23 protein-coding genes and 1 pseudogene are annotated in these 21,774 nt (G+C 64.2%); 13 read left to right on the forward strand and 11 right to left on the reverse strand.

Features of this window, described 5'->3' with window-relative positions; genetic code table 11:
* Positions 1–2: 2 nt before the first annotated feature.
* Positions 3–920: a metal-dependent hydrolase gene (locus OYT95_RS02020; RefSeq protein ID WP_268790759.1), complete on the reverse strand. Its 918-nt coding sequence runs from the start codon at positions 918–920 to the stop codon at positions 3–5.
* On the reverse strand, positions 917–2,461 hold the full coding sequence (locus OYT95_RS02025) for a flavin-containing monooxygenase (protein ID WP_268792330.1): 1,545 nt from the start codon (positions 2,459–2,461) through the stop codon (positions 917–919). Before OYT95_RS02025 ends, OYT95_RS02020 begins: the two co-directional genes overlap by 4 nt.
* A gap of 1,382 nt (positions 2,462–3,843) precedes the next feature.
* Here OYT95_RS02025 and OYT95_RS02030 point away from each other — a divergent pair.
* Together OYT95_RS02030 and OYT95_RS02035 are read left to right on the forward strand one after the other, a co-directional pair.
* Positions 3,844–4,158, forward strand: coding sequence for a hypothetical protein (locus OYT95_RS02030; protein ID WP_268790760.1), 315 nt, complete (start codon positions 3,844–3,846; stop codon positions 4,156–4,158).
* A 310-nt stretch (positions 4,159–4,468) separates the two neighbouring features.
* Positions 4,469–4,936 (forward strand): hypothetical protein, encoded by a 468-nt coding sequence (locus OYT95_RS02035; protein ID WP_268790761.1) that lies wholly within the window; start codon positions 4,469–4,471, stop codon positions 4,934–4,936.
* 112 nt (positions 4,937–5,048) lie between these two features.
* Here OYT95_RS02035 and OYT95_RS02040 read toward each other — a convergent pair whose 3' ends face one another.
* The 6 genes and pseudogenes from OYT95_RS02040 to OYT95_RS02065 all read right to left on the reverse strand — a co-directional run.
* Entirely contained in the window at positions 5,049–5,516 is a 468-nt protein-coding gene (locus tag OYT95_RS02040; RefSeq protein ID WP_037227829.1) for a hypothetical protein, read from the reverse strand.
* A 312-nt stretch (positions 5,517–5,828) separates the two neighbouring features.
* Positions 5,829–6,014: a hypothetical protein gene (locus OYT95_RS02045; RefSeq protein WP_268790762.1), complete on the reverse strand. Its 186-nt coding sequence runs from the start codon at positions 6,012–6,014 to the stop codon at positions 5,829–5,831.
* Positions 6,015–6,510: 496 nt separating this feature from the next.
* Positions 6,511–6,963 carry a hypothetical protein gene (locus OYT95_RS02050; protein ID WP_268790763.1) on the reverse strand — a complete coding sequence of 151 codons (453 nt, stop codon included), beginning with the start codon at positions 6,961–6,963 and terminating at the stop codon, positions 6,511–6,513.
* A gap of 85 nt (positions 6,964–7,048) precedes the next feature.
* The gene (locus OYT95_RS02055; RefSeq protein WP_268790764.1) at positions 7,049–7,711 is read right to left on the reverse strand and encodes a TetR/AcrR family transcriptional regulator; all 663 of its coding nucleotides are present in this window, start codon (positions 7,709–7,711) and stop codon (positions 7,049–7,051) included.
* A gap of 123 nt (positions 7,712–7,834) precedes the next feature.
* A complete protein-coding gene (locus OYT95_RS02060; protein WP_268792331.1) occupies positions 7,835–8,419 on the reverse strand; it encodes a hypothetical protein in 585 nt (194 codons plus the stop codon).
* Positions 8,420–8,481: 62 nt separating this feature from the next.
* Positions 8,482–8,808 (reverse strand): annotated as a pseudogene (locus tag OYT95_RS02065) (TetR/AcrR family transcriptional regulator); the annotation flags it as partial.
* 140 nt (positions 8,809–8,948) lie between these two features.
* On the opposite strand from OYT95_RS02065, the gene OYT95_RS02070 reads away from it, so the two are divergent.
* From OYT95_RS02070 to OYT95_RS02105, 8 genes are all read left to right on the forward strand, one after another.
* Positions 8,949–10,082, forward strand: coding sequence for a VOC family protein (locus tag OYT95_RS02070; RefSeq protein ID WP_268790765.1), 1,134 nt, complete (start codon positions 8,949–8,951; stop codon positions 10,080–10,082).
* Entirely contained in the window at positions 10,079–11,017 is a 939-nt protein-coding gene (locus tag OYT95_RS02075) for a fumarylacetoacetate hydrolase family protein (RefSeq protein WP_112300657.1), read from the forward strand. The genes OYT95_RS02070 and OYT95_RS02075 overlap by 4 nt, the downstream gene beginning before the upstream one ends.
* Complete coding sequence (locus tag OYT95_RS02080) at positions 11,014–12,903, forward strand: acyl-CoA synthetase (RefSeq protein WP_268790767.1); 1,890 nt, start codon at positions 11,014–11,016, stop codon at positions 12,901–12,903. Before OYT95_RS02075 ends, OYT95_RS02080 begins: the two co-directional genes overlap by 4 nt.
* Positions 12,900–13,256, forward strand: coding sequence for a DoxX family protein (locus OYT95_RS02085; protein ID WP_268790768.1), 357 nt, complete (start codon positions 12,900–12,902; stop codon positions 13,254–13,256). The genes OYT95_RS02080 and OYT95_RS02085 overlap by 4 nt, the downstream gene beginning before the upstream one ends.
* A complete protein-coding gene (mhpA, locus tag OYT95_RS02090; RefSeq protein WP_268790769.1) occupies positions 13,253–14,803 on the forward strand; it encodes a bifunctional 3-(3-hydroxy-phenyl)propionate/3-hydroxycinnamic acid hydroxylase MhpA in 1,551 nt (516 codons plus the stop codon). The genes OYT95_RS02085 and mhpA overlap by 4 nt, the downstream gene beginning before the upstream one ends.
* Before the next feature lie 267 nt (positions 14,804–15,070).
* On the forward strand, positions 15,071–16,306 hold the full coding sequence (locus tag OYT95_RS02095) for a fatty acid desaturase family protein (RefSeq protein WP_112300660.1): 1,236 nt from the start codon (positions 15,071–15,073) through the stop codon (positions 16,304–16,306).
* 217 nt (positions 16,307–16,523) lie between these two features.
* On the forward strand, positions 16,524–16,799 hold the full coding sequence (locus OYT95_RS02100; RefSeq protein WP_268792347.1) for a hypothetical protein: 276 nt from the start codon (positions 16,524–16,526) through the stop codon (positions 16,797–16,799).
* Positions 16,690–16,980, forward strand: coding sequence for an MFS transporter (locus tag OYT95_RS02105; protein WP_268790770.1), 291 nt, complete (start codon positions 16,690–16,692; stop codon positions 16,978–16,980). Before OYT95_RS02100 ends, OYT95_RS02105 begins: the two co-directional genes overlap by 110 nt.
* 208 nt (positions 16,981–17,188) lie before the next feature.
* Here the strand turns inward: OYT95_RS02105 and OYT95_RS02110 are convergent, their stop codons facing one another.
* The 3 genes from OYT95_RS02110 to OYT95_RS02120 form a co-directional block, all read right to left on the reverse strand.
* Positions 17,189–17,353: a hypothetical protein gene (locus tag OYT95_RS02110; RefSeq protein WP_158461226.1), complete on the reverse strand. Its 165-nt coding sequence runs from the start codon at positions 17,351–17,353 to the stop codon at positions 17,189–17,191.
* Between the two features lie 319 nt (positions 17,354–17,672).
* Complete coding sequence (locus OYT95_RS02115; protein WP_268790771.1) at positions 17,673–17,960, reverse strand: hypothetical protein; 288 nt, start codon at positions 17,958–17,960, stop codon at positions 17,673–17,675.
* Between the two features lie 12 nt (positions 17,961–17,972).
* Positions 17,973–18,518 (reverse strand): flavin reductase family protein, encoded by a 546-nt coding sequence (locus OYT95_RS02120; RefSeq protein ID WP_268790772.1) that lies wholly within the window; start codon positions 18,516–18,518, stop codon positions 17,973–17,975.
* Between the two features lie 171 nt (positions 18,519–18,689).
* Here OYT95_RS02120 and OYT95_RS02125 point away from each other — a divergent pair, with 171 nt between their 5' ends.
* The 3 genes from OYT95_RS02125 (at position 18,690) to OYT95_RS02135 (ending at position 21,556) form a co-directional block, all read left to right on the forward strand.
* Positions 18,690–19,163, forward strand: coding sequence for a nuclear transport factor 2 family protein (locus OYT95_RS02125; protein ID WP_112300663.1), 474 nt, complete (start codon positions 18,690–18,692; stop codon positions 19,161–19,163).
* A 72-nt stretch (positions 19,164–19,235) separates the two neighbouring features.
* Positions 19,236–20,405: an LLM class flavin-dependent oxidoreductase gene (locus tag OYT95_RS02130; protein ID WP_112300664.1), complete on the forward strand. Its 1,170-nt coding sequence runs from the start codon at positions 19,236–19,238 to the stop codon at positions 20,403–20,405.
* A 92-nt stretch (positions 20,406–20,497) separates the two neighbouring features.
* Positions 20,498–21,556: a 3,4-dihydroxy-2-butanone-4-phosphate synthase gene (locus tag OYT95_RS02135; RefSeq protein WP_268790773.1), complete on the forward strand. Its 1,059-nt coding sequence runs from the start codon at positions 20,498–20,500 to the stop codon at positions 21,554–21,556.
* Positions 21,557–21,774: the final 218 nt, after the last annotated feature.

Here is a 21,774-nt window from a genome sequence, read left to right on the forward strand (position 1 = left end):
TCTCAGTGGGAGCGGTTGGCGGCAGGCGACCGTGCGAGGTAGCGCATCGCCACATCCATGTCACCGATCTGCGAGGGATGGAAGCTGGGACGGAGATACGGCGGGATCTCCGTGATCAGGAATTTGATGTTGGGCACCAGCCCCCGCCTGGTTGCACGGATCAATTGCAGGGGCCAGAAGCGACCCTTGACCGTCGACGGGTCGGTGCGGAAGAGATAGTTCATCGATGTCAGGAACAGCAGGATGAGCGTGAGGCTGGCGATCAGTGCCGTTCGTACCCGCCGGGCATAGCTGCCGTCGACGTACATGTAGGCGTCGAAGGCGACGTTGCGGTGCTCGACCTCCTCGGCGCCGTGCCACCGGACCATGTCGAGCATGACCGGATGCATGCCCGCCTTCTCCAGCGCGGGGTCCGTCAGCAACCACTCTCCCACCACGGCGGTGTAGTGCTCCATGGCGGCAAACAAGCCCAGCCGCTCACACAGCCACGCCCGTTTCGCACGGCCGGACAACCCTCGGTCTCCCAGAATCCGGTCTACGAGCCAGTCCATCTTCTTCGCCATCGGTTCGATGTCCATGCCCAGTTCCGCGAGGTGTTCACGGGCCCCCTTGTGCGAAACGGCGTGGGTCGCCTCCTGACCGACGAACCCGACCACTTCCTCGTGGAGCCTTTCGTCCTCGATCAGTGGCAGTGCCTCGGCCAACGTCGCGGACATCGCGCGCTCGCCTTCCGGAAGTACCAGGTGCATGAAGTTGATGACATGCGTGGCCATCGGCTCGTCGGGAACATAGTGCAACGGCACTCCATCCCAAGAGAACTCGACGTCACGAGCATTGATCGCGTGCGCTTCGTCCGTGTACCGTCGCGCACCTACAGGATCGACCACAGGGTTTCGGCCGATTCGGGGAAACGGAATCATCCTGCTGTCCTCACTGTCGACTTCGCCGAGGCTCCGGCCCTGCTGACGATGTATTGGTTGAGGTCCACCCGCCGCGTCCGCGCGCGGAAGCGGCGGTTGAATCCCGGATAGAAGGTGAAGTTGCGTCCCTCTCCGCTGAGGTAATAGCTGTTGCACCCGCCGGTGTTCCAGACCGAGGTCTGTAGCCTCTTGTCGACCTCGTCGACGAACGCCTGCTGGACCCCGGGGCGGACGTCGATACTCGTCGCCCCCTGCGAGTTCATTTCCCTCAGGCAACTGAGGATGTACGCAACCTGAGCTTCGATGGTCACAACCTGCGAGGTGTAGACCACGGAATTGGGGCCGAGCAACATGAAGAAGTTGGGGAATCCACTGATAGTGGTGCCGAGATAGGCTCGGGCGTTGCCGTTCCACGCCTCCGCCAACGTGCGACCGTCTCGACCTCGCACCACGTCGAACGCGGGATTGTCGGTCAACCTGAAGCCCGTTCCCATCACGATCGTGTCGACCTCGTGCAGAACGCCGTCGTCGGTGACGATCCCATTCGATCGCACTTCACGAATTCCGTCGGTGACTACTTCCACGTTCGGCCGCGCGAGCGCTGGATAGAAAGAGTTGGAAAACGTTGGCCGTTTGCAGCCGAACGCATAGGTGGGCGTGAGCTTTGTCCGCAGTTCGGGGTTGCGGACCTGGCGGCGCAGGTGGGCGCGGCCGAGCGCCGCCAGCCCCGTCAGCAGCGCCGGCCTGTACACGAACCCCGGAACCATCGCCTCTTGGACGAGATCGAGGCCGGTCCGTGCCAGCCGCTGGGCAATAGGTACCCGCGCGAACAACCTCTGGGGCCATCCGGTCATCGGCTGGTCGGGGTGCGGAAGTATCCACGTCGGGGTGCGCTGGAACACCGTCAGCGAACCGACGATCGGCTGGATTCGGGGGATGATCTGCACCGAAGAAGCGCCGGTTCCGATCACTGCGACCTTTTCCCCTGCGAGATCGTGCTCGTGGTCCCAGGCGGCCGAGTGAAAGACGGCACCTTGGAAATCCGCCAGTCCGGGAAGGTTCGGAACCGCAGGTTCGCTGAACGGGCCCATCGCCCCGACCAGAACCCGCGCCTCCCAGTTTCCATGACTGGTGGTCACGTGCCAGACCTGCGAGTCGTCGTCCCAGGTTGCGTCCTGCACGTCATGACCCATCCGCAGGTGCGAGACGATGCCGAACCTCTCAGCGCAGGCGCGTAGATAGTCGTGGATCTCGCGCTGCAGCGGGTAAAGCCTGGTCCAGTTCGGGTTGGGAGCAAACGAGAATGAGTAGAGGATCGAGGGGATGTCGCATTGCGCTCCCGGGTAGGTATTGACCCGCCACGTTCCACCGATGTCGTCCGCGCGGTCGAGCACGACAAAGTCCTCGATGCCGTCCTGTTTCAGCCTGATCGCAGTTCCCAGCCCACCGAATCCCGCGCCGACGATGAGTACCTCGACCCTTTCGGGTGCGCGACCGACGCTATCGACCGGAAGTTCCACCGGTATTGCAGACCTGACCATTCGGACGCCCTCCTCGTTGATGCCGCGCATGTCGAGAACGTTAGAACTGACATCACTCGCTGTCAACAGCAGTCGATGTCAACATACAACGGGCTGCCACACACGCGTCCGACTCACATCTCGCCGCAGTGAGAGGATGAAGACATGACCGAAATCGAGACCGGCCGCAGCGCCCCCCGCCGATGGCGCGGACAGGAGCCCGAAGACCGACGAGCCGCACGCGCGACATCATCGCTGCAGGGCCTGCACCCATCCTTCGCGTCGCGCGCCGCTCGCTCATTTTTCATGCGGGCCACCTGCCGTCCAGCCGCCCTCTCGCGGTCTTCTACCAGAGCATCGCTCTGCAGGGATCAACTCCTCCTGCCGGTCTTTGCACGTGTCGTCCTACGACGCGATTCTGATATACCACCGCCGCTGCTCACTATTCTCCGTTCGGAGCGACATCTTCGCTCGATCAACGCGCCTTCTAGGACTCAAACCGCACGCGCTCCTGTCACGACCTCCTCTTTCCTCACCATAATACTACTCTACTCCTCTCTTCCTCTACTCCTCTCTTCTCTCTCCCTATCCTCCAACCCTTCCTCCCTCACTCTTCCACATCCCTTCCATCTCTTCCCCCTCCCCCTCCTCCCTTACCTACACCACTCACTCTCACACCCCTTCTCCAACCTCCCTACCATACCCATCTCCATTACCCTTCTCTCCACTCCAACCCTACACCACTCTCCAAACTAATTATCACTCTCTCTTATCCATACCCCCCTCCCCCCTCTTCACCCCCCCCCCCCTTATCCTAACCCATACCCATTCCCCACATTCACACCCTCCTACCCCTCTACTACCTCTCTCCCTTCCCTATTCCCCCAATCAACATACCTCGCTACCCCCCCTACCCCTCATACATACTTCCCACATCACACCCCTTTCATTCACCCCTCATTAATTTAAAACTTCATTCACTAACTCCCCTATCTACCTCTACTTCAACTCACCCCATAATTCTTACATCACACTTATATACTCTTTACTCAACCACCCTCCCCTCATTCCACACTCCTCCCCCCCTCCTCACTAAATCCATTTCATTTTACTTACCTCAACAGTCCATCACCGCCAGCGACCAACACAGCCGGCCAACTCGCGGGCGATAGCGACGTTCGCCCCATCGCCCGCACATCACCGCACCGACGTGATACCGCACAGCCGGTGATGTCATGCCGCCTCGACCCATCGACACCGATCCGCCGCAACAGCCCCTCCGGTAAGTGACGCACATCACACTAGCTCCGGGGTTGGTTGGTGTAACGCTTCCGGCCTCCACACACACCGTTCGAGTAGCCGCAGACGCTGGGCCCGCGGCACTCGAATGAGGAACACCCACCATGAGCACCACACAGCTCCACCCGATCACCCACCCCGCCACCAGCACCTCCTCCTGGAAGCGACTCGCCGCCGTCGCCGCCGCGACCGCCGCACTCGGCCTCATCCCGGTCGGCGCCGCCAACGCCACCACCGCACCGTCGAACCCCGCGCAGCCCGTCGCCGCCGCCGTCACCCACGACAATCCGCTCGACCGCGACAACGACATGCAGCAACGCCAGCACGACCGCCAGCGTGACCAGCGGCAAGACCGGCGCGCCGAAACCATCGTCCTCGACCAGATCCTGGCCGGCTGGAACAGCAACACCCACCTGTAGAGCAGCCCGGCGAGACCCCGCGAGAAGGCAACCATGAGCACCACCGACACCCGCTCCCCCCCAGAACGTCACCACCACGGCAACAACATTCAGTAGCACCACCGACCTGACCAGTGCGCTGATTCGCGCGGCAATCGCTCACGGCGAACACGAGAAGCGCACCGGCGCAGCGGATCCGAACTGGCCCGACTGGTACGCCGCCTACATGGTCGCCGAACAGGCCGGGACGGAGCCGCCCCTCTAACCGTCCCCGACACCACCCACCGGTCACCCCCTCACCGTTCACCACCCACCCACCCTGGAGAAGACCATGTCCACGATCCACCTGCACCAGACCACCACCGCGACACCCGAACAGTTTCTCGACGCACTCACCGACTTCGGGCCCGGCCGGCAGGCACTGTTCGGCAACAGCGCCGACGACTACCTCCACGTGCACGAACTCGGCACCACCCACGCCGACGTCACCGAGGGATCGGGCGGGGCCTGGGAACGCCTGCACTACGACTGGACCGACCCCCACCGCGTCGTCATGACGACCACCGACTCCAACCTGTGGGGCGGCAACTCCGGCCACACCTACACCCTCACCCCGCGGCCCGACGGAACGACCGACGTCGACGCCGTCGTGGTCCGCGACGGCAAGAACCTCAAAGGACGAGCGCTCGGGGCCGTGCTCGGCGTCTTCGGCACCCGCGTCCTGGGAAAGGCGTTCGACAAGACCGTCGCGGCCATCGAAGCCCGAAACCCCACCCCCCGAACAGCGAACAACACCTAAACCCCACAATCGCGCCGTCGAGCACCGCAACCACGGTGCTCGACGGCGCCACCGTGTCCGAAAAGTCCGTGGAAACGAACGCGAGCCCGCTACGTCCGCGTCGGGCCCACCGTCACGGTGTCGACGAAGGGGCTGCCTTTGAGGGCGGTGTCTTCGCCGGCGTCCGGCGCCCCCGCACCGCCTTCCCGGCAGGAGTGGGAGTGTTCGCTTCGGCCGCGGGTGCGGCCGGGACCGCCGACGCGGCCGCGGCCTTCGCTCCGGCACCGGTCGACTGCTCACCGATCCCCGGCTCGTCCGGCCTCGTGCCGAGTTCGAGTTGCTCGAGGACCAGCGCCGTCCCCCCGACCGCGGCCACGATCGGCCACCGCACCACACCGGTCAACGCGACCACACCCAAGGTCAACACAGCCGCCGGCGTCGAATGACTTCCACGCCGGGCACCCTCCTGGGCCCCGACTGCCGCACCCTTCAAACTGCCGACCAGGCCGCCGACCGCGGCTCCACCGACCGCGCCGAGGCCAGCCGTCGCAGCCGCACCCACTCCGGTCACCGCCCGTGCCGTCCCACTCACCAGATCCATCACCTGTCGCCCCGCTCCATCAGTGCCCGAGATCGACGACGACGCCGATCCTGTCCGACCGGGAGTACCCCACCGACCCTCCGCCTGAACAGGTCGAGGGACCCGCCCGGTGAACGCAGCCGTGGGTGGCTTGCGTTGTCCGTCCCCCTATCACTCCCCCGGGGATGTGACCGGCTTGGCGCCAACTCCGGTTCCGCATGGCGGCCGGTGCTGGGATCGATGGTGAGGTCCTCGGAGTCGGCGAAGATCAGGCATCCGTCATCGACCGCGACCGCCCACCGATGCACCGCCGCCGCTGATCCAGGACGCTGATCAGTCCCTGGACGGTCGCTCGGTGCCTCGCAGATCCGGGTACCGGGCGATCAGCCCGGCCACCAGCTGATGCGCCTCGGCGAGTTGGCCGCGCAGACCTGCACCCAGCTCCCCGTCTTGGGTGTGGCCTGCGTGCCCTCGGGTGCTCTCGATCTGGGCCGTGAGCGCCGCGATCTCGGCGTCCATCAGGTCACGGAACACCCGCGCCTGGGCGATATCGGGGGTCGAGGTCGTGCTCGGTCGGTGTCATCCGGTGCTCTCCTGCTCGGTGCGGCGGCACTCCAAATGATGGTGCCGCGGTGCGTGAGGGGTGACTGCGCCGCTGCAATCCACCGAGCATCGTTGCCAGCCCGGCGACCGACGTCAACCCGCCACCGCTCCCCTACCGCGGTACGAAAGATTTGTGGTGCTTGGTGAAACCCTTCCCGAGCACCGTCGACGGGACCACAATTTCTGTCATGGACGTCACTGAAGAACAGCACATCGACGCGGTGCGCACATCCGATCCAGCGGTACCAGTTCCTCGGCCAAACTCCGTCAGCTCGGCGTCCCCGCGCAGCAGCATCGTCTCTCCCATCTTCTCGACGGCGGTCATCTCGACCGCGGCCAGCTGACCTGGCTTCGCCGCGGAGTGCCGACCCTGTTCGAGCAACTCGCCGACAACCTCCCCGATTACGTCAGCTCAGCTAGCGGACCGCGGACCTATCGAGACAGGGCCGCCCAGGTGGAAGCGGCGGCGGACAGATGCCTCGGATAGTGCACTTCTCGTTGCGCAGGTCTGCCGGGTCAAGAGCGTGCGCCTCGAACAGCGCCACCGCACACTCGGTGATTCATGCATCCACTTGTAACCGTGCACAGTGGCCGAACCGAGGTTGTAGAACCACTTGCCGCCGTACACAAGCCCCCGGGTTAGTCCGTCGGTGTCGTGCACCGGAGGGTAGGTGGCGAGCCATTCGGACACCTGCACAACGGCTTCGCGGAAGATGGGGGCCTTCGTTTTCCGAGCCGTTTGGACAAACGAACGACGCACGGTGAAATCGCGCTGGTGCTCAAGGAACTGCTCGTACTCCTGCGGCGCCAGCACATGATCGCCGTTCGCGTGCCCGCTTTCTGTGGTGGTGAGGTAATACTGCATCCTTCATCTCTGCAGCTATCACCCCGAGCGACCGGCGCCGGCGCTCATCTCGGTCAGTGTCGTGTCCGGTCCGCACATTCGGACACTATGTAGCGGTTGCGCCGTGGGTTTGATCGTCGGCGTCGGGTAAGGGGCGTCGGCAGATTTCGTGGGCCTCGTCGGCCGAGAGACCGAACATGCGCAACAGGTCCTCGGTGACTTGGTCGGTGTCCTCCGCGTCGTCACGTTCGGGGTGGTCGTGCAGCAGTTGACCCAGACAGAGCGCGGCCCCCGCTGTGATCGTCAGGGCCAGTTCGGGATCGCGCACGTTGAACCGGCCCGCACGGGCGGCTGCCTCGATGTCTCGGCGAGCTCTCGGCGCCAGGCCTTTGTCCGAGCTGACCAGACTCGGCCCGTCGCGGAGCAGAACTTGGCTCAGTTCGGGATTTCTGCGATGCAGGCGTCCGGTCAGACGGAAGCTCTGCGCAAAGATCAGGGCAGGGTCGTCCAGATCTGCGGTCAGTTCGTCGAGTACCGCGCCGTGGCGGTCGAGGGCCTCCTCCACGGCCGCGTGGAAGAGCTCCTCCTTGGTCTGAAAGTGGTTGTAGAACGACCCCATTCCGACATCTGCGGCCTGGGTGATCTCGAGTATCGGGGCGGTCAGTTTCCCTGCCGCCATGAAGGACTGGGCTGCGCGTACGAGTGCGGCGCGGGTACGCGCCTTGCGCCGTTCCAGGCGGTTCGGCGCATCGGTGATCTGCTCTGTCATGCCGTGCCCTTCTCCTGATCCGTCCGACCTTGCCCTACAGTACCCGCGTGTCATCAATATTGACGAATTCCTCAACCTTGGCGGCGACTCCAGTCCGCAAGCAGTCGCCACACACGGTCCAACCTAATGCGCGAGGATCTTGATGCAGACCACGAGTACGCCCACTCCGACCAAACCTGTGATGGTGAACAGCTTTTGCCACCAACGTAATTGGGCCATCCGTACGGCCAACAGAGCAATTACCCCAAGTTCGACGACGAGGATCCACATCGCGATCCACATCGCGTTGGATAGACTCAATAGTCCGACGGCAGCTGCGATCAATACAAGCAGGGGCAAGACCGCGGCCTCTACAATCTGGCCGGAGGCCTGCAGCATCCGCAGCACTGCCCGTCCGCGCGGAGCACTGTGGTGCGCGCCGAGGTGCGCTACCCAGTCGGCCAGCAGGCTCGCGGCCCAGAGCCCGCCGGTGGCCACCGCGACATCCAGGACCCGAGACCATGGGCTCGTGTCGGGAGCCGTGTAGCGGACGAGGACGGCAAGCGTCGCCAAACACGTCATCGCGCCGTACACACGCTCCCGCAGGAGCGCTACGACCTGCTCCACGGGAATTTCTTCCCGATTCGCCTCGTCGGCCCCGCTCACTTCGGCCACCAAGCGAATCGGTTCGAATCCGTCTTGCCCGAGCAACCGCTGCACCAAACCCATTTCAGCCATCAGCATCCCGCCGACGACGTGTCAGCCCGTGGGTGAACAGCGTTGCTGGGCCCGGGGCTCCTACGATACGGGCGTCCGGTCAGATGCAAACTCTGCGCGAAGACCTCGGCGGCGTGCTCCCTGCCGATGGGCAGTTCGTCGAGCGTCGCGCCGTGGCGGGCGAGGGCCTCCTCCACGGCCGCGAGGGAGAGCTCCTCCGTGGTCTGAAAGTGGTTGTAGAACGACCCCATTCCGACATCTGCAGCCTGGGTGATCTCGAGTATCGGGGCGGTCGGTTTCCCTGCCGCCATGGATGACTGGGCTGCGCGTACGAGCGCGGCTCGGGTACGGGCCTTACGCCAGCTCAGGCTGTTCGGTACATCGGTGATCTGCTCGGTCATGGCGTGCGTGCCCATCTCCTACTCGTCTGAGCTGGCCCTACCCTACCGCTCGTCATCAATATTGACGAATTCCTCAACTGCTCTTGACTGACGATATGGTCGTAAGTGACGATATCGTCATTACCTGAAGGGAGTGGTCAATGAGTGTCCACCATGACCCGCATACCGGTCTGCACAGTGAGCCGGGCGCCCTGGCGGGCGAACACCGGGGGCGGGCCGCCGAGCCGATCATCAAGGTGCATGACCTCGCGTGGCTGGAGTTCGAGAAGCCCGACCTCGAGCGGGCGGAGGCGTTCGCCCATGCCTTCGGTTTCACGACGGCGCTCCGCACCGCACACGAACTGCAGTTGCGTGGTACAGACCCCGGCTCGCCGTGCGTGCTCATCCGCCGAGGCCCGCGGTCGCGGTTCGTCGGTCCCGCCTTCAGGGCTGCCGACTCGACCGACGTGCTGCGACTGGCGGACGCGGTCGGCGGTGCGGTCGTGCCCCTCCCCGAGAGTCTGGGCGGGATCACGGTCGATCTTCTGGATCCCAGCGCATTGGGAGTCCGCGTCGTGTCCGACACGTTCGAGTTGCCGGCGCTGTCCGACCAGACCCCGCTCCCACTGAATTTCGGCCACGACCGCGGGCGGGTGAACGCCCCTCAGCGGCCGCCCCGCGCGCCGGCCACCGTGCAACGGCTCGGTCACGTCGTGCTCCAGACGACGACGTACCTCGAAACACTCAACTGGTACCTCGAGCACCTCGGACTGATCGTCAGCGACTTCCTCTACTACCCCGGTCAACGGGCCCGGGGCCCGATCATGAGCTTCATCCGCTGCGACCGTGGCGCCACGCCCACCGACCATCACACGCTCGCGATGGTCCTCGGCCCGGCCAACCGCTATGTGCATTCGGCATATCAGGTCGCCGACCTCGACTGCCTCGCTGCAGGAGGCGAATACCTGCTCGACCGGGGCTACCGCCGGTCCTGGGGCATCGGCCGGCACATCCAGGGCAGCCAAATCTTCGACTACTGGCGCGACCCTGACGGATTCATGGTCGAGCACTTCAGCGACGGCGATCTTTTCGACAGCACGCTCGAAGCAGGCTGGGCACCGATGACCGCGTCCGGACTGTCCCAGTGGGGGCCGCCCGCCACCAAAGACTTCCTCGGATTGAACCCCGGTCGGGAATCACTCCAGGAATTGCGCGCCATCGTCCACGCGCTGCGCGCCGACAACGAATTCGACCTCCACCGCCTCCGCGGCCTTCTGAAAGTTGCCAGCTCATGACCATCTCCGTCCTCCGCACCGCCGATGCCTGGTGGGTCGTCACACCCACGGGTGCCGCACGGGTAGACACCGCGGCCACCACCACCGCCCAACTGCTGGCCGACCGACCGGCCGTCGAGGCAGCCGCGTTCAACAAGGGCACCGTGAACGTCGAGACTCTCTCGTTGCTCTCCCCGGTCACCGCCCCCTGCCGGGTGGTCGCACAGATGACGAACTTCGCCTCGCACGTCGAGGACGCCGGGATGAACCCCGCCACCATTCCGTTGACCTTCTTTCGAAAGGCATCCGGTTCGATCAGCGGCCCCAACGACGACGTGATCCGTCCTGCCCACGTCCAACTACTGGACTACGAGGTGGAGATCGGGCTCGTCCTCGCCCGCGACATCCCGGTCGGGACAGCGATCACCGCAGACACTCTCGCCGATCACGTTGCCGGCCTGGTTGTCACCAACGACATCTCCGCGCGCGACATCCAGCTTCCCAAAACGCAGTTCTACGAGGCCAAGTCATACCCGACATTCACCCCGGTCGGCCCCGCCCTCGTACTGCTCGACGGCGACGAGCTGAAGCGGTTCACCGACCTGCGCCTGCGGCTCTGGGTCAACGGTGAACCGCGCCAGAACATGACCGTTGCCGACATGATCTACCAGCCGACCGAGACTCTGCAGGCGCTGACCCGGTTTCAACGCCTCGATGCCGGGGACTTGCTGCTGACCGGAACGCCGGTCGGGACGGCACTGAGCGCCCCACCGAAGCCGATCGCAATCCTCTCCTCCCTGCTACCGCCCGCAGTCAAATGGAAGCTCTTCTTCGCGGGCCAGGCCAAGAATTCGAACTACCTGCAGGACGGCGACCTCATCGAAGCCACTGTCGCCACCGACGACGGGACCATCGACTTGGGGCGCCAGCGCACGGTGGTGAGGTACGCGCGATGACCACCGACCTGCTGTGGCCGCGTTACGCGGTTCCCACCGATCTGACGACGATCGAGGCCGTGCCGCTGCGCGATCGGGGGCTTCCGGAATCCACCTATGCGTTACTCACCCGAGCGGCCCGCATGTGGCCGGATCGCGTCGCGCTCACCATCCTCCCGGACGGTGCACGGTGGCGGCAGCCATTGCAGCGCAGTTTCTCCGAACTACTCGACGATGTTCACCGTTACGCGAACCTGCTCCATCATCTGGGCGTGCGGCGCCACGACGCCGTCGCCCTGATGGCGCCGAACTGCGCCGACTTGATCCCCGCTACCCTCGCCGCACAGCTTGCCGGCATCGCCGCTCCCATCAACGCCGCGCAGTCGCCGCAGCACATCGCTGAATTGTTGCGCCGCTCAGGTGCCCGGGTACTCGTCGCGGCCGGACCCGAACTCGCGCCCGAGACATGGGAGGCCGCGCACCAGATTGCCGTGAGCGGGAAAGTGGACGCCGTGCTGGTCTTGCGGCCCACCGGCGCCGCCGGCGCGCCCGCAGACCTGCCCGAGGTCGACGGAGTGCGGATCGGCTACCTCAGTGCGATGTCGGCCGACATCGATTCCTCCGACTTCATCGGTGATCCACCCCGCGGGTTCGACGTGGCCGCACTGTTTCACACCGGTGGTACCACCGGTGTTCCGAAGCTGGCCGCCCACACCCACGACAACGAGGTCGCCGATGCCTGGATGCTGGCCGCGAACTCGTCGTGGGACTCGGACTCCGTCGTTCTCGCCGCCCTGCCGCTGTTTCATGTCAACGCCTTGATGGTCACGCTGCTGGCGCCGCTGTTCAAGGGCCAGGGCGTGGTGTGGGCCGGCCCGCTCGGCTATCGCGACCCGATACTGTCCAGCGAATTCTGGAAGATCGTCGCGCACTACCGCATCGCGTCGATGAGCGCGGTGCCCACCGTGTACGCGGCCCTCGCGCAGCGCCCGGTCGACGCCGACATCAGTAGTCTGCGATTCGCCATGGTGGGGGCGTCGCCTCTACCGACCGCGCTCATCGAGAAGTTCCAGGACCCCACGGGGGTGCCCCTTCTCGAAGGTTACGGACTGACGGAGGCAACCTGCGCGAGTGCACGCAGCTTCACCGACGCGCCACGACCTGGCTCGGTCGGGGTACGGATGCCCTATCAGCAGGTCAAAGTGGTACGCGTCCGTGACGACGGCGCCTGGGACGACCTGCCCACCGGAGCGACCGGAGTGCTGGCGATCAGCGGTCCGACGGTGTTCGCCGGCTATGTCGCCGGCCACGACGAACACGGACCCGTTCTCGACGGCATGGGCAAACTCGTCGACGGCTGGCTCGATACCGGCGACCTGGCGCGCATCGACCGCGACGGCTTCATCTACCTGGTCGGACGCGCGAAGGACGTCATCATCCGGGGCGGGCACAACATCGATCCAGCGGTCGTCGAAGACGCCCTGCTGGACCATCCGCAGGTCACCGCGGTCAGCGCGGTGGGACGCCCCGATGCCCACGCCGGCGAAGTGCCCGTTGCCTACGTCACCGTTGTCGCAGACGCCGACATCACCGCGCGCGAGCTGCAAGCCTGGGCTAGCGAGCGCGTCCCCGAACGGGCCGCGGCACCCAAGGCGGTCACCATCCTCCCCGCGTTGCCCGTCACCGCGGTAGGCAAGCTCTACAAGCTCGCTCTGCGCGCCGACGCGACACGGGCCGAGCTCGAGCATGCCCTCGCCACCGTCGCAGGCATCCACAGCATCCAGGCGTCCGTCGAGGACGGTTCGATCCTTGCCACCGTCGAGATCGACGGACCTGCCGGCGAACCGACGGTCAAGGCGATCCTGGACCGATATGCGATCAATTGGAAGGTCACGGTGCGCACATGACCATCGCATCACTAGTTCTGGCACTCTGCCTCGCAGTCTTCTACCTCCTGCTCGGCGTCGGCAAAATAGCGGCAACCACGCCGATGCGGGAACGAGCAGCCCACGCCGGTATGCCCGTCAGCACGTATCGGGGCATCGGTGCGCTCGAGGTCGCCGGTGCCGTCGGTCTCCTGATCGGAGGACTCGTGCCGGCGCTCGGCGCCGCAGCCGCCATCGGGCTGCTACTCCTGATGGTGGGTGCCGTCGTCACACACCTACGCAACGGTGACGGACTGCGTGAGATGGCGCCTGCCATCGTCGTCGGCGTAGCCATCGGGGCCTACCTCGTAGTCCTGTTCGGATCGATCCGATGAATGAACGGGTCGTCCCAGTCGTCATCGTCGGTGCCGGACCCACCGGACTGACCGCCGCCACGCTGCTGGCTAAGTACGGTATCGAGTGCCTGCTACTCGAGCGCTGGGAGGGCGTCTACGCGCAGCCACGGGCGGTCCATCTCGACGGTGAGATCCACCGGATCGTGGCGCACCTCGGGATCGCCGAGGAATTCGCGGTGATCTCCCGGCCCTGCCTCGGGTTGCGGCTTGTCGACCGGAACATGCGCGTTCTCACCGAGTTCCACCGAGACCCCGGTCCGGGCGTCCACGGCTACCCCGAGGCCAACATGTTCGACCAGCCGCAGTTCGAGGAGATCCTGCGCGCCAACCTGACACGGCACCCGAAGGCCTCCCTCCGCGGCAACGTCGAGGTCACCGGACTGGCCGACGACACGACCGGCAGCGTTCGCGTCGACTTCACCGACCGAAACACCGGTATGCAGGAATCGGTGCGGGCCAGGTACGTCCTCGGCTGCGACGGCGCCAACAGCCTGGTCAGAAACCAAATTCAGGCAACGATGCGGGACCTGAAGTTCGACCAACGCTGGCTGGTTGTCGACGTCGCGACCACCACCGACCTCAGCGCGTGGGAGGGCGCCCACCAGGTGTGCGACCCCGTGCGCGCGGCAACATACATGCGGATCGGACACACTCGCTACCGCTGGGAGTTCCGGCTCAAACCCGGCGAGACCGCCGACGACTATCGCGACATTGCTCGACTGCAACCCCTCATCTCGCCGTGGACGCGGAACACACCGGTCGACGACCTGAAGCTCGTCCGCGTGGCCGAGTACACCTTCAAAGCCCAAATCGCGGACCGATGGCGCGACCGGCGCGTGTTCCTACTCGGCGACGCCGCCCATCTCACACCACCGTTCATCGGACAAGGGATGGGGGCAGGGATCCGCGACGCGATGAACCTCGCCTGGAAACTTGCCGGCGTCCTCACCGGGGATCTGCCCGACAGCGCACTCGACACCTACGAGATCGAACGCAAACCCCACGCGCACGCACTGATCCGGCGCGCCAAGCTCGTCGGAATGGCCATGACCGAAGGAGGCGAACTCGGCAACCTCATCCGTCGCATCGTCGTACCACTGCTGCACCGTATGCCGGGCCTGAGCGACAAGATCATGGACGGCGAAACCCCGGCCCTCCACCGCTCCACTCTGATAGAACGACCTCGACTACGCAGAAGCCGAGCGGGCCGCCTGATCCCTAATCCGGACCTCGACCAAGGTCGCCGATTCGCCGAGGTCGTAGCCGGCCGATTCGCGGTCGTCACCTCCATCCCCCCGACCCCGACACAACGCACCGACATCGAACAACGCGGCGGCACAGTCCTGCTAGCTCGACCCGGCACCGATCTACACCACTGGCTACGCCGCGGCCGCGCCCGCGCCGCCATCATCCGGCCCGACGGCATCGTCCTTCGTAGCGGCAACGACCTGCCCGCCCTCTGCACAATCCTCCCCCGCTTCACACCGACCATGCGCCAACGTCCTCATCCAGTGACCCACCCCTAACGGAGTCTCCACTGCGCACGCATGACGATGCTCTGACGTACCGGCCCGAGATGTGACCCTCGCGTTCGACCGGGCCCGCGGCGATACACCGTCCGCACTGTCCTGCTGGACGGTGCGGTCGGTCGTCGCCGCGGCCCCAGAGCGCGGTAATTGCTCGCCCTGTCCGCCTTTCGACAGCGAAAAACGGTGCGTACCAGTCAAAGTGATTATCATCATAAAATACTGGCCCGTAACCTACGGTTCCGTAACTTACGGTACCGTAGGCGCATGGCGATATCGGACATCAAGGAATACGCGCACCTCACGGATGCCGACGTCGAGGCCATCGGCCGCGACCTGGATGCGATCCGGCGGGACATCGAGGAATCGCGTGGTGCACGCGACGCCCGGTACCTCCGCAACACCATCCGGCTGCAACGCGGCCTGGAACTCGGCGGCCGCGCCGTGCTCTTCGGCTCCCGCAGGCGCTCGCTGTGGGTGCTGGGCACCGGGATGCTCTCGTTGTCGAAGATCATCGAGAACATGGAGCTCGGGCACAACGTGATGCACGGGCAATGGGACTGGATGAACGATCCCGAGGTGCACTCCGTGAACTGGGAATGGGACAACGCCGATCCGTCGGCGCACTGGAAGCTCACCCACAACTACGCGCACCACAAATACACCAACGTCCTCGGCATGGACGACGATGTGGGCTTCGGCCTGCTCCGCGTCACCCGTGACCAGCGCTGGAAGCCTTTCTACCTCGGCAACCTCGCCTACAACGCGATTCTCGCGGCGCTGTTCCAGTACGGCCTCGCCATCCAATTGCTCGAGCTGGGCAAAGTGACCCGGGGCCGGGACGACCGTGAACTCACCAAGATGCGCGGCAAGGAAGTGCTCGCCAAGCTCGGCAGGCAGACCCTCAAGGACTATGCCGTGTACCCGGCGCTGACCGGCAAGGCATGGAAGTCCACGGTAAAGGCGAACGCGACCGCCAACCTCGTCCGCAACCTGTGGACCAACGCCGTAATCTTCTGCGGGCACTTCCCGGACGGCGCCGAGAAGTTCACCAAGACCGACGTCGACAACGAGACGCACGCCCAGTGGTACCTGCGGCAGATGCTCGGCTCCGCGAACATCTCCGGCGGCCCCGTCATGGACTTCATGACCGGCAACCTGAGCTATCAGATCGAGCACCACCTCTTCCCGGACCTGCCCTCCAACCGCTACCACGAGATCTCGATCCGCGTGAAGCAGCTGTGCGACAAGTACGACCTGCCGTACACGACCGGCCCACTCGCGGTGCAGTACTGGAAGTCGTGGCGCACCATCGCGAAGCTCTCACTCCCCGACAAGTACCTCACCGACACCCGCGACGCAGCACCCGAAACCGCGTCCGAAGCCGGGTTCGGCGGTGCCCCCGCGACCGATCCACTCACCGGTCGCCGTATCGGACTCGCCACGACGATCGAGAAGAAGCGCAAACGCGGTCCCGTCCGTCGAATCCTCGGAATGCGCTGACCAGCAACCATTTCCCCGTCGATACGGTCTCCGACATCAGAGGACGCCAAACTGGTCCGAACGAAGGTCGCGGCGCTGCTCGACGCCGGATTCCATCGGCTACGACCCCGTCGAGGAACTCAGCTACACCGATCCCGGGGTCGCGCTCACCCCGCGCGATGTAGAACAGGAGATCGGCTTCGGAGATGCCCTCGAGCTGCCACTCGTGCGTTGTGCGTTGCAGCTCCTGAGCCGCAAGACGGGAACGCCGGCGTTGATCATCGAACGATTCCTCGACGACGTGGCCTACTACCTGGAACTGGAGGACATGCGCGAGAAGGTCCTCAGCGTCGTCGAGCGGCGCCCGCGCGATCCGCCCGATCATCGGTGGTGCACAGTTGACCGTGACGACGTCCCAGACCCATTTTCCGGCGCTGGGAGTCGTCTTCGCCGTGCTGGTCATACCGCTGTGGTCGCGACGCCGCGCTGGCACGGCGATGCCGCGCTCATCTGAACGGATGCTGCCCGCGCTGGAGGTGTCGACGCGGTTCGTCCGGAATTCCGCATGGACCCGGAGGCTGTTGTACCGCCTCTCGGTCTTCGGTGGGCCCTCGAGTTGCCTGTGGGCGCTCCTACCCGTGATCGCGCACGAGCGGTTGGGCCTGTCCTCGAGCCAGACAGATTCCCCCACATGAGGTTGTTCGCCCCACCTCGGCTGGTGAAAGTTCCACTCGCGCCATAACGCGCAATCGGGAACTGGACTACCGGGTCGATGCCCTTCACGTGGGTAGCGGTCGCGAAGTCCGTACCGGAATCGACGAATTGCGCCCAGCAGGGGGCCCAGCCATCAAGGGTGGTGTCAAAGACGATCGGGGCGAATCTCGTGCCGCTCAGTCGAACAACTCAATCGTGGCCGTCAGCCAGCGAGAAGTAATCGCCACCGTAGGCAGTGGCGCGCTTGGCGCGCCCGCGGTCCACCGAGACGTCGAGGTGTGCGAAGGCCTCGCAGATCGCGATCATCTGTTGAACGAGTCGAGACTCGAGAATCGCCGTCGGTGTCGGGTCCACGGAAGCTTCGTGGCGGCCCCGGCTGCGGTCGTGCCGGCGTTCGACGACAATTCGCTCGTGAACTCGTCGAAGCGGTCCTCATGCTGACGATGCCCGACATCGCTTTCCTCGACATCACCGACCCGTGGCCGCGTCCTGGGCGACCAGTCACCGGCCGGCATATGTGAAGTGGTTGCGCTTCGCCTCCCGCGCCTCCCGGGGTGCGACGGTTGAGGTCGGCATCGCGGTGGACGAGCCCAGCGTGCGCGTTGGAGTCGACTAATCTATGCCGGCCAGGCGGCGGGCGTGGTACCGAGCGCTCGAAGCAAGATCCAGTCTATTAGTTGGGCTCTATGTGTCCTTCAATGAATTCCCCGTCATACCAACCGCGGTCCCCTGCGTAAGACAGCATGGCTCCGAAGTCCTCACGCCACTCACGGGTGCGTGGTCCTTGGTTGCGGAGCCAAGCTGATCTAATGAAGACCACGTCGTTGTCGATGTAACCGATTTTTGCGCGCACCAGCGACTGGTGGGCTTTCTCGCGATCGCAGCGAATGCGTACGTGAAACGCCTTGAGATCCAATAGGTGACGAGTCCAAAAACCATCAGAAGTGACCTCGATGTACATTGTCTTCCTTCCCTAGCTCGACAGGTTAGGACCGGAGCGCGCCATCCGATGGAACTGGCTGTCGTGGAACACGATGGGTGATACGGAACTGTGCATCTTGATGCGGTTGACGGTGAGCACTGCGATTTCGTGATCACCCGCCCGAACCTGCTCGTAGATTGAACAGTTCAGCCAAAGGGCTGCGCCGGCAATGAAGACCGCCCCAGAACTGTCGCGAACCCAATCTATTCCTGCGAATCTATCGGGCACTCGCGACGCGAGTGCCCGTGCGGTCGACGCGTGCGCGTCGGCCAGCACACTGACACCCAGAGATTGGGCTCGACGGAGCAGCGGCCATGTGGTTGACGTGAGGGCGACGCACACGGATACCAGTGCTGGTTCGAGCGACACTGACACGAACGAACTGGCCGCGATACCGGCCGGCTCGCCGTCGATCACCGCGCACACTGCCGCAACGCCTGATGGAAACCGGCCGTACGCGCCACGAAGTACATGCGGCGACAGATCGTCGCCGCCGCAGAATCTGTCATCGAACCCTGCAGCCTGAATTTCTGACATTGACACCGCCACTCTGAACGAACTGAACTGGGTTCATTTCATTCTATCGCAGACGCCCGCGCACCAGAAGCGTTTCGGGTGCTCGACTTCCAGCGCAGAGACCTATTGACGAGACGTGGGTCACAGCCTAATCTTCGCATGAAGTGAGTTCAGTTTATCAAAGGAGAGCGCGTGCCTACTGACGAGGAGTTGCGAGCGTCGAATATCGACATCGCCCGCAGGTATCTCGACGCAATCAACACCTGGGACTTCGCTGTCAAACGCGAGCTCCTCTCGGAGCACATAGTCTTCGAAATGCGTTACGCACCACCGGGATTCAATCGTCGAATGGAGGGTATCGAGGAAGTGATGGCCTTCCTGGAGACCATTCCCTCCCTCATCGAGACCGAGGGGCTGTACGACTTCAGGCTCGAGACGTATCACTCCGATCCCGGGGAGGTCATCGCCGAGTACAAGAGCGACATGAAGATGGTCATTCCGGTCGAGCTGAGGAACGAGTACGTCACGCGTTTCACCATCCGGGATGGGAAGATCACCCATTTCTGCGAGTTCTTCGACCCGATTCCCCTGGTTGTCGCTCTCGGCGGCCGGGTGGAGCCAGCGACCATCGAAAGCGCCAGATCGGCCCATGCCGCAGGCGCCTAACGCCCATCAGCACCATATGTGCTCGTTGGGCTACGACAAAAGTCACGCTAGACCGAGAAACCGAGGTGTTGCATGTCCGAATCCAATTACCCGACCGCGTTCGGTGTCTTCATGGCCCCCTTCCACAAGATCGGAGTGAGCCCCACCGTTCTCTATGAGCGGGACCTGCAGATCATCGAGCTCGCCGACAGCCTCGGGTTCCAGGAGGCGTGGCTCGGCGAGCACCACTCCGGTGGTCACGAACCGATCGGCGCGCCCGAAATGCTGCTGGCAGCGGCTGCGCAACGAACCAAGACCATCAAGCTGGGGACGGCCGTCAACTCGCTGCCCTACCACAATCCCTTCCTCCTTGCGGAACGCCTGGTCACCCTCGATCACCTATCTCGCGGTCGCGCGATCATGGGCTTCGGTCCCGGACAGCTGCTTTCCGACGCTTACATGCTGGGTATCGACCCGACGAAGCAGCGCGACATGATGCTCGAGGCCGCGGAGGTCATCGTTCGGTTGCTCCGGGGTGAGACGGTGACCGAGAAGACGGATTGGTTCGATCTGCGCGAGGCCAAACTGCAGGTACGCCCCTATAGTGTGCCAGAGCTGGATGTAGTTGTCGCAGCTGTCACCTCACCGTCCGGGCCTGTCACTGCCGGAAGGCTGGGCGTGGGGATGATCAATCTTGCTGCCACAAGCCCTGCCGCATTCGGCGCCCTTCGCGGTCATTGGAAGATCGCCGAGGACGAGGCGGCGAAGGCCGGGCGGACGGTGTCTCGTCGGAACTGGCGGCTCTCGGCGATCACCCACATCGCCGAGACGGAAGAGCAGGCGCGCCAGGACTGCACCCACGGGTTCGAGGAGATCTGGAACTATCTGGCGCATATCTCGCCGCTGCCGGCCTCCGAGAAGCCAGACGTCGAGGGAATGATCGACGAGGCCATCGAGTCTGGGTCGGTGCTGATCGGAACCCCCGACACTGCAATCGAGAAGATCCGGCAACTTGCCGACCAGACGGGCGGCTTCGGAAGCTTTATCATGACCCTCACCGATTTCACCGACTACGAGCGCCAACGAAATGCCGTCAAGCTCTGGGCCGAGCACGTAATTCCCGAGTTCCGGGGCCAGCTGAAGCCGATCCGCGAGCACAACGCGTGGGTGCGGGGTAACGAGTGGAAGGCCGAGACCATGGCGGCCATCAACGCTGCCACCGAGAAGTACGCGGCACAGCACCAGCCGGTAGCGGTCAACTAACACTTCATTCTCTCGAGCTGTGACACAGCCGTGTACAGCAGCCCGAGAGACAGGGCAGTTCCCGGCCTGACCACCAGGAAGACGATCTCACCATGACTATCACCGACGAGAATCCGCTCGCGCAGAGCATCAGCCTCGCACCGACGCTCGCTGAGATCCGCGCGGAAGAACGAGTGATGGCCGCGATCAATCAGCTGTCCCGCGGGGAGGCCATCATCCTCACCGATGGGGTCGACTCGCCGACCAGCGGTGAGATCGTCATTCCTGCAGTTCGGATCAGCACGACTGATGCCGCTTTCGCTATCCGTCACTCATCAGGATTCCTGCAAGTCGCCCTACCGTCGGATCGTTGCGACGCCCTATTGCTTCCGGCTCAACAGGGTGCCGCTCCAGGCGCCGAACAGTGCATCACGGTCGACGCGGCCACGGGTATCACCACCGGCATCTCTGCCGCGGACCGGGCACGCACGATCCGGCTTTTGGCGTCCTCGGATGCGTCACCCGCTTCATTCAGCCGTCCAGGCCATGTGGTGCCCCTACGCACGGACGCGGCCCTGCCAATGTCGGAATTCGGGCATCCCGAAGCGGCAGTCCATCTGGTAGCGGCAGCCGGGTTCCCACCCGCCGCGGTGCTCACCACAATCGTCGGCACTACCCACCCAACAGACGTCGCCTCAGGTGACGACCTGCATGAGTTCGCCCGCACCCACCAACTTCCTATCGTCGGGCTCCGTGACCTCGTCTCCGGGAAGACACCATTGCCCGGCCTCCACGTGTCAGTGGATACTCCGAGCGGAAGAACGCATCTCGAGTCATTCACCGACCTGGGTCACAACTACCTCTATGTGGTAATTGGTGAGCTGTCCGGTCGAGAGGACGTTCCCTTGCACCTGATTCCAGCAGATCGAGTGGTGATTGACGCAGGATCTTCACGGGCCGAGCCGCGCATTCTGATCGGACTTCCCCAGACGCCGGGGGATGAATATTGCCGTGTGATCGACAGGCTTCATCAGCCGCACAGCGTGATCCGCACCATCCTCCGCCGTCTCGGTTGCCTATCAGTGGTAGCACACTTCGACCTCGACAAGCCTCAGATCACCGGCAACGGAAGGACCATTCACGGCGTCTGCAGTTCCGACGCAAGAGGATAACCTACTTCCCGCATTTGCCGCGATCTTCCTGGGATCGACCCAGGTTCATCCCTGCCGAGCGAATGTGGCTGGGACGCTGATAGCAATCGCTCTGCTGGCAACCGGAGCCAAGGGGCTTCAACTGCTCGGCGTGCCGATCTGGACGAGCAGCCTGTTCAACGGTGCCGTGCTCTTGGCCGCAGTGTCCATAGCTCAGATCAGGCGCAGTAAGTCGCGGT

Source organism: Rhodococcus sp. JS3073 (assembly GCF_026810085.1).
Classification (GTDB): Bacteria; Actinomycetota; Actinomycetes; order Mycobacteriales; family Mycobacteriaceae; genus Rhodococcus_F; species Rhodococcus_F wratislaviensis.

Coding starts and splice junctions, on each gene's coding strand:
- OYT95_RS02020 (WP_268790759.1), bottom strand. CDS start 920: ATGATTCCGTTTCCCCGAATCGGCCGAAACCCTGTGGTCGATCCTGTA.
- OYT95_RS02025 (WP_268792330.1), bottom strand. CDS start 2,461: ATGGTCAGGTCTGCAATACCGGTGGAACTTCCGGTCGATAGCGTCGGT.
- OYT95_RS02030 (WP_268790760.1), top strand. CDS start 3,844: ATGAGCACCACACAGCTCCACCCGATCACCCACCCCGCCACCAGCACC.
- OYT95_RS02035 (WP_268790761.1), top strand. CDS start 4,469: ATGTCCACGATCCACCTGCACCAGACCACCACCGCGACACCCGAACAG.
- OYT95_RS02040 (WP_037227829.1), bottom strand. CDS start 5,516: ATGGATCTGGTGAGTGGGACGGCACGGGCGGTGACCGGAGTGGGTGCG.
- OYT95_RS02045 (WP_268790762.1), bottom strand. CDS start 6,014: ATGGACGCCGAGATCGCGGCGCTCACGGCCCAGATCGAGAGCACCCGA.
- OYT95_RS02050 (WP_268790763.1), bottom strand. CDS start 6,963: ATGCAGTATTACCTCACCACCACAGAAAGCGGGCACGCGAACGGCGAT.
- OYT95_RS02055 (WP_268790764.1), bottom strand. CDS start 7,711: ATGACAGAGCAGATCACCGATGCGCCGAACCGCCTGGAACGGCGCAAG.
- OYT95_RS02060 (WP_268792331.1), bottom strand. CDS start 8,419: ATGGGTTTGGTGCAGCGGTTGCTCGGGCAAGACGGATTCGAACCGATT.
- OYT95_RS02070 (WP_268790765.1), top strand. CDS start 8,949: ATGAGTGTCCACCATGACCCGCATACCGGTCTGCACAGTGAGCCGGGC.
- OYT95_RS02075 (WP_112300657.1), top strand. CDS start 10,079: ATGACCATCTCCGTCCTCCGCACCGCCGATGCCTGGTGGGTCGTCACA.
- OYT95_RS02080 (WP_268790767.1), top strand. CDS start 11,014: ATGACCACCGACCTGCTGTGGCCGCGTTACGCGGTTCCCACCGATCTG.
- OYT95_RS02085 (WP_268790768.1), top strand. CDS start 12,900: ATGACCATCGCATCACTAGTTCTGGCACTCTGCCTCGCAGTCTTCTAC.
- mhpA (WP_268790769.1), top strand. CDS start 13,253: ATGAATGAACGGGTCGTCCCAGTCGTCATCGTCGGTGCCGGACCCACC.
- OYT95_RS02095 (WP_112300660.1), top strand. CDS start 15,071: ATGGCGATATCGGACATCAAGGAATACGCGCACCTCACGGATGCCGAC.
- OYT95_RS02115 (WP_268790771.1), bottom strand. CDS start 17,960: ATGTACATCGAGGTCACTTCTGATGGTTTTTGGACTCGTCACCTATTG.
- OYT95_RS02120 (WP_268790772.1), bottom strand. CDS start 18,518: ATGTCAGAAATTCAGGCTGCAGGGTTCGATGACAGATTCTGCGGCGGC.
- OYT95_RS02130 (WP_112300664.1), top strand. CDS start 19,236: ATGTCCGAATCCAATTACCCGACCGCGTTCGGTGTCTTCATGGCCCCC.
- OYT95_RS02135 (WP_268790773.1), top strand. CDS start 20,498: ATGACTATCACCGACGAGAATCCGCTCGCGCAGAGCATCAGCCTCGCA.